An 11,633-nucleotide genomic window follows, 5' to 3' on the forward strand; every position below is an offset into this window, starting at 1 on the left:
AGTGGAAACGTTTGCCGCAAAAATGAAAAAAGCCCGCATTGCGCGGGCTTGCGGGCAGGCGATGAAACTACTGGAAGGCCACTTCCGTGAAGCTGCGTAACTTGCGAGAGTGTAGTTTGTCCACACCAAGCGCCCGCAGCAGCTCCATCGCGCGGATGCCGATGCGTAAATGCTGGTCGACACGGTCGCGGTAAAACTGGTTAGCCATGCCCGGCAACTTGATTTCCCCATGCATAGGCTTGTCGCTCACGCACAACAAAGTGCCGTAGGGAACGCGGAAACGGAAGCCGTTGGCGGCGATCGTCGCGCTCTCCATGTCCAGCGCGATCGCCCTGCTCTGGCTGAAGCGGCGCTCGGGCGTGCGCTGTGGCAACAATTCCCAGTTGCGGTTGTCGGTGCTGGCGACGGTGCCGGTGCGCATCACGCGCTTCAGGTCGTGGCCGGTCAGCTGCGTGACCTCGGCCACGGCGGCCTCGATCGCCACCTGCACCTCGGCCAGCGGCGGGATCGGCACCCACAAAGGCAAATCCTCATCCAGCACGTGATCCTCGCGCACATAGCCGTGGGCCAGCACGTAATCACCCAACTCTTGGGTATTGCGCAGGCCGGCGCAATGGCCCAGCATCAGCCAGGCGTGCGGGCGCAGCACGGCGATGTGGTCGGTGATGGTCTTGGCGTTGGCCGGGCCGACGCCGATATTGACCATCGAAATCCCGGTGCCGTCGGCGCGGATCAGGTGATAGCCCGGCATTTGCGGCATGCGCGGCGGCGCGGCGCCCAGCGCATCGCCCGGCTCGACGGCCTGGCCGACGCGGCGCGTGACCAGGTTGCCCGGCTCGACAAAGGCGACGTAATCGTTATCCGGCGCGTTGGGGGCCGCGTTCATCAGCTCGTGGCCGAGCTTGATGAACTCGTCGATGTAGAACTGGTAATTGGTGAACAGCACAAATTTCTGGAAGTGCTCACAGGAAGTGCCGGTGTAATGGCGCAGGCGCTGCAGCGAATAGTCCACGCGCGGCGCGGTGAACAGTGCCAGCGGCTGCGCCTCGCCCGGCGGCGGCTCGTGCGTGCCGTTGGCGATGCCGTCGTCCATCGCGGCCAGGTTCGGCAAATCGAAGACATCGCGCATCAACAGGCGGCGTCCGGCGCTCATCGTGCCTTCAATGTGCTCGTGCTCGGCAAACGAGAAATGGATCGGGATCGGCATCGCGCTGGTCCCCACTTCGATCCTTACCTGCTGGCGGCTGCCGTGGTTTTGCAGCAGCAACTTGAATTGGGTCTGGTAGTAGCGCACGAACAGGTCGGGCCGGGTCAAGGTGGTTTCGTAGGTGCCGGGGCCGGCGACGAAACCGAAGGCCAGGCGCGAATCGGCGCGGGCCACGGTGTCGGTATGCACGCGGACAAAGGGATAGCAGCCGCGCACGTGCTCGCCGACATCCTCGCCGGCGACAAAGCGTTTCATGGCATCGCGCAGATGGGCGATGTTGGCGTCGTAAATGGCCTGGACCTGGTCGAAGGCGGCAATCGGGTCGTCAAATTGCAGTGGTGCGATAAAAGGACGGTGCGTGGACATGCGACTCCTTCTCAGTATGCTCTTATTTCCTATTGTAAAGGCTGTAAGCAGAACTTGCATTGCTCCTCTAGAGGAACAGACAGGCGTACCGTACAATGACACGCCACGATCAAATAAAGTTTCAACATGAACGACCCAGTAACACAGCATATTCCGCAATCGCATCCGGACATCCTGTATGGAGCGCAGCAGCAAGACTTGCTGCGCGAGGAAATCCTGGCCGATCTGCTGGAAGCGACCGCCGCGCGCAGCCCCGACCAGGCCGCGCTGATCTTCGGCGAGCGCACGCTGAGTTACCGCGAGCTGAACGCGCAGGCCGACCTGGCCGCTGCGCGCCTGATCGACGCCGGCGTGCGGCCGGGCCAGATCGTCGGCCTGTGGCTGCCGCGCGGGATCGAGCTGCTGGTGCTGCAGGCGGCCATCGCCAAGGCCGGCGCGGCCTGGCTGCCGGTGGACGAGGACACGCCGGTCGAGCGCCTGCAGGTCTGCCTGGACGACGCCGACGGCGCCGGCGTGCTGACTTCGGCCTCCTTCGCGCCACGCCTGGCCGCCATCGGCCGGCCGGTCTGGACCGCCGAGGCGCTGCTGGCCGTGCCCGCCCCCGGCGCCGTCCTGCCGCGCCGAGGCGCGGTCTCGCCCGACGTCCCGGCCTATGTCATCTACACCTCCGGCTCGACCGGCAAGCCGAAAGGCATCCTGATCACCCAGCGCAGCATCTGCCACTTCCTGCGCAGCGAGAACGCGGTGCTGGGCGTGACCGCCGCCGACAAGGTCTATCAAGGCTTTTCGGTCGCCTTCGATATGTCGTTCGAGGAAATCTGGATCGCCTACCTGTGCGGCGCCACCTTGTGGATAGGTCCGAAGGAAATCAGCGGCGACCCCGAAACGCTGCCGCGCATGCTGGAGCAGAACCGCGTGACGGTGCTGCACGCCGTCCCCACCCTGCTCGCGCTGTTCAACCAGGAAGTGGCCAGCCTGCGCCTGATTAACCTCGGCGGCGAGATGTGCCCGGAATCGCTGGTCGAACGCTGGTCGCGCGCAGGCCGCCAGATGTTCAACACCTACGGTCCGACCGAGGCGACGGTCTCCGCCAGCCTCGCGCGCCTGCATCCCGGCCAGCCGGTCACCATCGGCACGCCGCTGCCCAACTACGGCCTGCTGGTGATCGACGCCAATCCCGATGCCGCGCCCGGCGCGCCGCTTCGCCTGCTGCCGCGCGGCGAGATCGGCGAATTGTGCATCACCGGCCCCGGCCTGGCGGCCGGCTACCTCGGCCGACCGGACCTGACGGCGGAAAAATTCCTGGCCAATCCCTGGTCCAGCGGCGAACATGACGCGCGCCTGTACCGCACCGGCGACCTCGCGCGCATCGCCGCCGACGGCGAAGTGGTGTGCCTGGGCCGCGCCGACGACCAGGTCAAGATACGCGGCTTCCGCGTCGAACTGGGCGAGATCGAAGCCCTGCTGGCGCAGCAGGCGGGCGTCGGCACGGTCGCGGTCCTGCTGCGCAAGGACGACGGCATCGACCAGCTGGTCGCCTACCTGGTCGCCGAAGCCGGCGCCACGCTGGATCCGCGTGCGCTGAGGGCCAGCCTCGCCGCGAAGCTGCCGCCGTACATGGTCCCCGGCCGCTACGAAATGCTGGACGCCATGCCCCGCCTGACCTCCGGCAAAATCGACCGCAAGACGCTGAAAGCCACGCCGCTCAGCGCACCGCCGGCCGGCAGCGCCGAAGATTCCGACCTGCCCGAGACGCCGGCCGAGGAAGCGCTGTTCGCCGCGCTGGCCGCGCTGTTCCCCGGCCAGCCCATCCTGCGCAACGCCGACTTCTTCACCGACCTTGGCGGCCACTCCTTCTTCGCAGCGCGCCTGGCCTCGGCCCTGCGCGCCGATCCGCGCTTTGCCCACGTCACCGTGCGCGACATCTACCAGCAGCGCCAGATCGGCAAGATCGCGCTGGTGCTGGCCGATGCGCCGAACGCCGGCGCCGAAGAACAGCCATGGACGCCGCCCTCCACGCTCAAGCGCTGGACATGCGGCATGGCGCAAGCCGCCGCCATGCCGGCGCTGGTCGCGCTGCGCATGGCGCAGTGGCTGGCGCCGTTCTTTACCTACCACTTCTTCACCGGCGATCCCGGCGACTCGGTGCCGCGCGCGATCGCCGCCTCGGTCTGCGTGTTCCTGCTGGCCACCGTGATGGAATTCGCCATCGCCATCGCCGGAAAATGGCTGATCGCCGGCCGCCTGCAAGCGGGCGTGTATCCTCTGTGGGGCGTGACCTACTACCGCTGGTGGCTGGCCGACCGGCTGGTCGAATCCGCGCCGGCCTATTTGCTGAGCGGCTCCTCGCTCAACGCCTGGTGGCTGCGCTCACTGGGCGCCAGGGTCGGCAAGGACGTCATCATCGGCTCGATGACGCTGCGCGCGCCGGACCTGCTGCGGATCGGCGACAACGTCAGCATCGGCAACGCCGTCAACTTCGAGAACGCCCGCGTCGAACGCGGCTTCCTGCATCTGGGCCGCATCACGTTGGGCGACGACGCCTGCGTCAGCTCCTTCGCCATCATGGAAGGCAATACGCGCGTCGAAGCGCTGGGCCACCTCGAAGGCCAATCGGCATTGAGCGACGGCGGCGTCGTACCCGCAGGCCGCATCTGGGCCGGCTCACCGGCGCGCGACATGGGCGCCTTCGACACCAACCGGCTGCCGCCCCGGCCGCAGGCCAGCGGCGCGCGCCGCTTCGGCGAAGGCGTGTTCTTCATCTTCGGCATCCTGCTGATCGTCACGCTGTTCTTCATGCCGGTGTTCCCGAGCTTCATCCTGATCGACCTGTTCGACGAAGGCGGATGGCTGCCATGGGTGCAGGGCGACGACATGACCATCCGCCTGCTGCGCTACTTCCTGCTGGCCTTCCCGGCCAGCACGGTGCTGATCGTGCTGACCGCGCTGCTGTCGGCCGGCATCCGCTGGAGCGTGCTGCCGCGCCTGAAGCCGGGCCGCTTCGCGGTGCACAGCAACACCTATGTCGCCAAGTGGCTGGTCAGCCAGATCCAGGAATCGAGCCTCAACGTTTTGCACGGCATTTACGCCACCGTGTTCGCCCCCTACTGGTATCGCCTGCTGGGCGCCAAGGTCGGCAAGGATGCGGAAATCTCCACCGCGCTCGGCGTGGTGCCGGACATGCTGACCCTCGGCGACGAAACCTTCATCGCCGACGCCGTCATGCTGGGCGACGAGGAAATCGACGGCGGCTGGATGACCATGCAGCCGACCGTCATCTCCAACCGCAGCTTCGTCGGCAACGGCGCCTACATCCCGGACGGCACGGTACTACCGGAGCAGGTGCTGATCGGCGTGCACTCGCGCGCGCCCGGCAACGCGCAGATGAACAGCGGCGACACCTGGCTCGGCTCCCCGCCGATCAACCTGCCCGCGCGCGAGCAGACCAGCGGCTATCCCGAGTGGCTGACCTTCCACCCGTCGCCGATGCGCCGCCTGGGCCGCGGCCTGATCGAGGCATTCCGCATCGTCGCGCCGCATGCGCTGGTGATCGCGGTCGGCTACACGCTGGTGCTGCAAGTGATGCCGGCCGCCGGCGCCGGCCGCTGGGCGGAAGTGATCTGGGACCTGACCCTGGCGGGGCTGGCCTACGGCGTCGGCAACTACGTCTTCGTGGTACTGCTCAAGTGGCTGCTGATCGGCCGCTACCGCAAGCAATCGGAACCGATGTGGACACCGTTCGTCTGGCTGTCGGAAGGCGTGACCAATCTGTACGAAGGCATCGCCGTGCCGAACTTCATGCGCTATCTGCGCGGCACGCCGTGGCTGCCGCTGGCCTTCAACCTGCTGGGCTCCCGCATCGGCAAGGGCGTCTACATGGACACCACCGACATCACGGAATTCGACTGCGTGCGGATCGGCGACAACAGCGAATTGAATGCGTTGACCTGTCCGCAGACCCACCTGTTCGAAGACCGCGTGATGAAGATCGACCAGGTCACCATCGGCGAGCGTGTCTACATGGGGCCGCGCGCTTCGGTGCTGTACAGCGCCGTGGTCGGCGACAACGCCCGCCTCGGCGCGCTAACGCTGGTGATGAAGGGCGAGCATATCCCGGCCAACGGCAACTGGGCCGGCTGCCCCGCAGCGCCGGCACGCGCATGACGACGCTGGCCGTCCATCCATGGCCCGGCCCCGTGCCGGCGTTGCGAGACGGCGTATTCATCATCGGCGTGGAAACCAGCCCGCAGCGCGCACGCGCACGGGCGCAGATCCGCGAAGCGCTACGGCAGGCGCTGGCCGGCGTGCTTGGCCTGCAGCCCGAGTCCATCGGCATCGCATCGACGCCGGGCAAGCCTCCGCGCGTCGTGCTGGCGGGCGGCGCGCACAACATCGGCTGCTCGTTCGCGCACGAGAACAGCTACGCGCTGGCGGCCGTCAACCTGCACGGCGCCATCGGCGTAGACCTGATGCGCGTGCTGGACATCCCCGACTGGCAGGCCGTGGCGCGCGACTATCTCGGCCCGGCCGCCAGCGCCTCCCTGCTCGACACGTCCGTCACCGACCGCCCTGGCGCCCTTGCGCAAATGTGGACCCGGCGCGAAGCCGCGTTAAAATGCAGCGGCCAACAACTCAGCGAATGGCAAGCCGACATCAACGGCCTAACGACAACGCTGGCCATCCCGGTACCCGACCTGGTAGGCCACATCCACACCGGAGACAAACAACAATGAAATCGACAGTGGCACACGCACTGATATTGGCGGCACTGACTGGATCGGCCGTCGCAGCGGAATGCGGCCCGGATACGCTGGGCACCGAGCGCACCATCACGCTCAAGCGCGAAGGCGCCTTGTACGGCGCGCACCAGCACAACGCGCTGCCGCTGCAAAAGGGCGAAGTGGTGCTGACTTTCGACGACGGTCCGGTGCCTGAATACACGCCGATGGTGCTCAAGGCGCTGGCCGATCAATGCGCCAAAGCCACCTTCTTCATGATCGGCGAGCGGCTGACGCAGTATCCGCAACTGGCCAGGCGCGTCGTCGGCGAAGGCCACTCGACGGGCATCCACAGCTACAAGCACGAGCACATGGCCGCGCTCAGCGCGGACGAGCAATTGGCGGACCTGAAGAAAACGCAGGATATCTACCGTGCCACGTTCGGCACCGCCACCCCGGCCTACCGCTTCCCGTTCCTGGAAGAGACGCCGACGCTGCTGGCCGCACTCAAGCAAGCCGACCTGACGGTCGCATCGATCGACTTCGGCATCAATGACTGGCTGCCGGACGACACCACCGAGATCCTCGTCAAGCGCCTGACCGAGAGCCTGGACAAATCAGGCAAGGGCATCATCCTCATGCACGACGCGAACATCCCAACCGCGAAAGCCCTGCCCGCCCTGCTGAAGGTCTTGAAGGACAAAGGCTACAAGGTCGTGCATCTGGAATGGGAAAAGTGAGACGGCGCTCGCTCAGTTGCGGAACAGATGCGCGAAGGTTCGGCTGACCGGCAGCTTCTCGGCGCAGCCGCGCACCTGCACTTCCAGCCGCTCGGCATCGATCCGTTCCACCGCCGTCACGGCCTTGACGTTGACCACCGTGCCCCGGTGTATCTGCCAGAAATGCTCCGGATCCAGCCCGCCCAACAGATCCTTCAGCGCGATCCGGACCAATGCTTCGGACTCGGCCAGCACCACGCGGGTGTACTTGGTGTCGGACTGGAAGAACAGCACGTCCCGCACGTCGATCAAGCGAATCTGCTTGCCGACCGTGGCCTTGATCCATTTCAGGCGCTCGCTCGCCTGGGCCGGCAGTGCGGCCTTCAGCTGGCGCAGCAGCTCGCCCATATCGGCGGGCGGGCCATTCAGCTTGTCGCGCAAACGCGTTAGCGCCCGCGCCAGGCGGTCGGCCTGCACCGGCTTGAGCAGGTAGTCGACCGCGCCGGCGTCGAAGGCATCGACCGCATATTGGTCGTAGGCGGTGACGAAAACGATATGTGCGGCGTCGCCGATGCGCTCGGCCACCTCCAGCCCGGACAGGCCCGGCATGCGGATATCGAGGAAGACCACGTCCGGCTCGTGCTCCAGGAAACCGTCCCAGGCATCGTTGCCGTTTTCGGCAACCAGCACCACCTCGGCTTGCGGCCAGGCTTCTTGCAGCATGCCGAGCAGACGCTCGCGCATCAGCGGCTCATCCTCCGCGATCAGGATGCGCGCGCTCATGCCTCCGCCCCCGCCCCCGCCGGCAGCAGGATATCGGCGATCACCCCGCCATCGTCCGCGTCGCTCAAGTCCAAGCCTGCCGCGCCGGCATATGCCAGTTGCAGGCGCTTGCGCACATTGTCGATGCCCTCGCCGGCGCCCGGCGTGGCGCTCATGCCGACGCCGCTGTCCTGCACTCGTATCCGCACCATGCCGTCCTGCCGCTGCACGCTCACGCCGATCTCGCCGCCGCGCAGCGATGGCTCGATGCCATGCTTGATCGCGTTCTCCACCAGTGTCAACAGCATCATGCCGGGCACGCTGGTGCCGGCCAGCGCCTCGGGCAGGTCGAGGCGGTAGCGCAGGCGTTCGCCCATACGCGTCCGCATCACGTTCAGATAGGCGTCGATCAGGGCGAAATCGGCACGCAAGGTGACCCGTTCGCTGCGCATGCCGGCCAGGCTGGCGCGCAGGAAATCGATCAGGCTGGCGGTCAGCGCGGCCGCCAGCGGCGCGCCCTTTTCCGCCAACTGCTGCACCGCGCCCAGCGTATTGAACAGGAAGTGCGGCTCGATCTGGGCGCGCAGCAACCGCAGTTGCGACTCGCTCAGCTCGCGCGCCGCCCGTTCGCGCTCGGCATCGAACGCCAGCTTCGCGGTCAGCACCTCGAACTGCTGATTGCGCATCAAACCCACCAGCGCAATCGGCAGCGCGAACAAGGCGCATCCCGCCAGGCAGATGGCAATCACCGTCGGCCCTCTCGCCGCGAGTTCCCCCTGCAAGGAGCCGCCATGCCGCACCGCGTGGGCAACGATGCCGGCCAGCCCGGAAAACACCGCCCAGCCGACCATGCTCACGCCGACCCACAGGCCTCTGCCGATCATCTTGCGGTAATTGAACCATGCACCGATGAACGCTATCGCCATGGCGATGCCGATGGCGTTGGCCAGGATAATGGGCGGCAGCATCCCCTTGTCGGGAAAGACCAAGCCCCCGACCAACCCCGCCAGCGTGCACAGCGACAGCAGGCCGGCGATGGCCGCATAGGTGCGCCAGCCCCGGTACTTCAGCGAAAAATCGCGCAGTTGCTGGCGTTCGATGAAAGACAGCTCGGCCATCTTCAGCGCGAAATAGCGCCGGTAACCGGGCGCCACGGTTGCCGCCAGTTCAGGATGCTCCAGCACACGCAACTGCTCCGCATCCCACTCACGATACCAGTTCCTCAGCCTGCTCCACATATCGCCCCCTTGCTTGAACATGACCGCAGTGTAATTCAAGCAAGGCGGCGAAAGGAGAGGCTAGGCGACGAACGACGAGAAACGGGACATGAACGACGATTATCCATAAAATCATTGGTGTCAGTGCCGACATTCGGACATTTACGGAACTTTCGGCATCTAAAAAGTTCCCTGATGTCCGAATGTCGGCACTGACACTCGTCGTTCGAACTAAGGGCGCTGCAGCGACGGGTCGCCGTTCAATGCGAACGGCATCGCCCTCGCCCAGCGGTTCGAAGAGAGAGAAAACGTCAGCGCGCGGACCTGGTGGTACCAGCCGGCGGGCACATACAGCATCTCGCCCGGCTTGACGATGCATTCGATCATGCAGGCTTGGCGGGCGAGCGGGAATTTGTCGAAGTCCGGCGCTTCGGGATCCACCGGGGAACCGAACAGGATGGCGTTCGCTTCGCTGGTGTACAGGAATTCGTCATGATGCGGCGGCGACAGGAAGATGCGCTTGGTGCCCCAGATCTGCGCGAAGATGTTGTCGTCGTAGTCGCAATGCAGCGGCGTCACCGTCCCCGCAGGACCGATCCAGAAGCGCGGCGGTCCCATTTTGTCGAAGTACGTGGGCCAGTGGCACATGCTGTTCAACTCGCGCAATTCCAGATTGCCCAGATACGGCGGCAGACCATGCGTGCCATCGGCCAGCTCCAGATACTCCAGCATGGTCATGTCCTGCATGGCCCGATCCGGCGCGAATGCAGTGTTGATATAGTCGCCCACCCGCGCGCGCACCGGCAGGTGGCTGAAGCGCTCGCGCAGCGTTTCCGGCGTCAGCGCCGACAAGGGCCAGCGGCCTACCAGCCCGGTGATCATGAACGGCAGTCCCTGCGCGGCACGCGCCCGGAACGCGGCCGCATCGAGCACGCCGAAACGCGGCACTTCCGAAATCACCGGCAGCGCGCGCGCGGCGCGCTTGATGGCGTCGCGCATTTCCTGTATCGAGGTGACGCCGCGCACCTCGGCGTCCTTCCGTTCTCGCATCTGCTTCCTGGCGATCACCTCCTCGGGCGAGAGCCGAGGCGGCAGCGACCGTTTTTCTCTTGCCATGGATCTTAAGGCGCGTCGAGGAAGAAGATCGCGTAGGCCTGCGCCGGCGTCTTTTCGGTTGGTTTTTCGATCTGGATCTGGGCGCAGTCGCGCGCGACCTGGCTGCGCCAGTTGCCGACGCCGGCGTTGGCGAACAACGCATGCGCCTTGGAGCCGAGGCTCATGTCCAGCGCCAGGCGCGCGTTGCGCTCGCCGGTCTTGGCGTAGTTCACGCCGCGCAGCTCGATGCCGAAGGCCGTCAGCCACGGTTCCCACAAGCCGCTTTCGACACCCTGCACGATGCGGTCCAGCATATCCGACAGCGGCAAGCCTTTCTTGACCACGCCGCGCAGCAGTTCCAGCGACGGCGCGGTGCGCGCATCGGTGTCCTGCTTGCCGGCGCCGGTCTCGCCGATCGCCTTCAATTCCTTGGAAAAGGTCGCATCGCGCTCGGTGTAGTCGCGCACGCGGTTATAGAAATCGGCGTCCAGATAGGGGTTGACGCCCATGGCGGCGGGCGCCTCCGGGGTCTTTGGAGGCTGTTTTTTGGTATTCATGGGCTATGCCTCTTTTGAGTAAGGGGCGTAGTTTATCCCACCTTGAAGGCATCGATGACAATCTTCGCCACCTCGCCATGGAATTCCGGGCGGATCTTGTCGTCCTTGCCGGGCTGCGTGAGGTAGACCGCCAGCACAATCGGCGCCTTCCCGGGCGGCCAGATCACGGCGATGTCGTTGACCGTGCCGTATTCGCCGGCGCCGGTCTTGTCGGCCACCGGCCAGCCGGCCGGCACGCCGGCGCGGATGCGCGTCGCGCCGGTGGTATTCCCCAGCATCCAGTCCTTGAGCTGCTTGCGCTGCGCCGCCGGCAGGGCGTCGCCCAGCACCAGCTTTTGCAGCGAGCGCGCCATCGCCAGCGGCGTGGTGGTGTCGCGCGCGTCGCCCGGAATCGCGGAGTTCAGCTCCGTCTCCCAGCGCTCCTGGTGGAATTCGGTGTCGCCGATCGAGCGCGCGTAGGCCGTCACCGCGGCCGGTCCGCCGATCTGCTTCATCAGCAGGTTGGCGGCCGGGTTGTCGCTGTATTGCAGCGTCGCCTCGCACAGCTCCGCCACCGTCATGCCGTCCGCCAGATGCTTGCCGGTGACCGGCGCATGCGGCACCAGGTCGTCCTTCGTATATTGAATGCGCTTTTTCAGCAGCGCCGGCTCCTTGGCCAGCACCGCCGCCGACAACATCATCTTGAAGGTGCTGCAGAACGGGAAGCGCTCGCCGCCGCGATGCATCAACTCGCGGCCGTCGGCGGTGTTGAACGCCGCCACGCCCAGCCGCCCGCCCGACGTCGCCTCCAGCTGCGCCAGTTGCGCGGCGGGCGACAACGGCGTGGCGGACGGCGCGCTGTCCAGCAGGTCCGCGGCGCGGGCCAAGGGAGCGGCGGCCAGCGCCAGCAGCACGGTACGGCGGAGAGAGGAATGTGTCATCGCGTCAAAAATAAGTTAAATAAGATGCATGAATGATACCAGCAGCGTCAAAAACCGTCGCCGCCAATTGCG

At 66.0% G+C, this 11,633-nt stretch carries 9 protein-coding genes; 3 read left to right on the forward strand and 6 right to left on the reverse strand.

Annotation, left to right across the window (positions count from 1 at the left end):
* Positions 1-67: 67 nt before the first annotated feature.
* Complete coding sequence (locus tag ACEN9F_RS06350) at positions 68-1,573, reverse strand: AMP nucleosidase (RefSeq protein WP_413418937.1); 1,506 nt, start codon at positions 1,571-1,573, stop codon at positions 68-70.
* Positions 1,574-1,699: 126 nt separating this feature from the next.
* Here ACEN9F_RS06350 and ACEN9F_RS06355 point away from each other — a divergent pair, with 126 nt between their 5' ends.
* From ACEN9F_RS06355 to ACEN9F_RS06365, 3 genes are read left to right on the forward strand one after another with little or no spacing between them, the layout of a single operon-like run.
* Entirely contained in the window at positions 1,700-5,737 is a 4,038-nt protein-coding gene (locus ACEN9F_RS06355) for a Pls/PosA family non-ribosomal peptide synthetase (RefSeq protein WP_413418939.1), read from the forward strand.
* Positions 5,734-6,306 carry a 4'-phosphopantetheinyl transferase family protein gene (locus tag ACEN9F_RS06360; RefSeq protein WP_413418941.1) on the forward strand — a complete coding sequence of 191 codons (573 nt, stop codon included), beginning with the start codon at positions 5,734-5,736 and terminating at the stop codon, positions 6,304-6,306. Before ACEN9F_RS06355 ends, ACEN9F_RS06360 begins: the two co-directional genes overlap by 4 nt.
* On the forward strand, positions 6,303-7,031 hold the full coding sequence (locus ACEN9F_RS06365; protein ID WP_413418943.1) for a polysaccharide deacetylase family protein: 729 nt from the start codon (positions 6,303-6,305) through the stop codon (positions 7,029-7,031). Before ACEN9F_RS06360 ends, ACEN9F_RS06365 begins: the two co-directional genes overlap by 4 nt.
* A 12-nt stretch (positions 7,032-7,043) precedes the next feature.
* Here the strand turns inward: ACEN9F_RS06365 and ACEN9F_RS06370 are convergent, their stop codons facing one another.
* The 5 genes from ACEN9F_RS06370 to bla form a co-directional block, all read right to left on the reverse strand.
* Entirely contained in the window at positions 7,044-7,793 is a 750-nt protein-coding gene (locus ACEN9F_RS06370) for a LytR/AlgR family response regulator transcription factor (protein ID WP_413418945.1), read from the reverse strand.
* Complete coding sequence (locus ACEN9F_RS06375) at positions 7,790-9,010, reverse strand: sensor histidine kinase (RefSeq protein ID WP_413418947.1); 1,221 nt, start codon at positions 9,008-9,010, stop codon at positions 7,790-7,792. Before ACEN9F_RS06375 ends, ACEN9F_RS06370 begins: the two co-directional genes overlap by 4 nt.
* A 210-nt stretch (positions 9,011-9,220) precedes the next feature.
* Positions 9,221-10,105: a cupin-like domain-containing protein gene (locus ACEN9F_RS06380; protein WP_413418949.1), complete on the reverse strand. Its 885-nt coding sequence runs from the start codon at positions 10,103-10,105 to the stop codon at positions 9,221-9,223.
* A gap of 5 nt (positions 10,106-10,110) precedes the next feature.
* Positions 10,111-10,641, reverse strand: a complete 531-nt coding sequence (locus ACEN9F_RS06385; protein ID WP_413418951.1) for a hypothetical protein — start codon at positions 10,639-10,641, stop codon at positions 10,111-10,113.
* A gap of 32 nt (positions 10,642-10,673) precedes the next feature.
* Entirely contained in the window at positions 10,674-11,561 is an 888-nt protein-coding gene (gene bla, locus ACEN9F_RS06390) for a class A beta-lactamase (protein WP_413418953.1), read from the reverse strand.
* Positions 11,562-11,633 lie beyond the last annotated feature (72 nt).

This window comes from Duganella sp. CT11-25 (assembly GCF_047302815.1).
Lineage (GTDB): Bacteria > Pseudomonadota > Gammaproteobacteria > Burkholderiales > Burkholderiaceae_D > Rugamonas.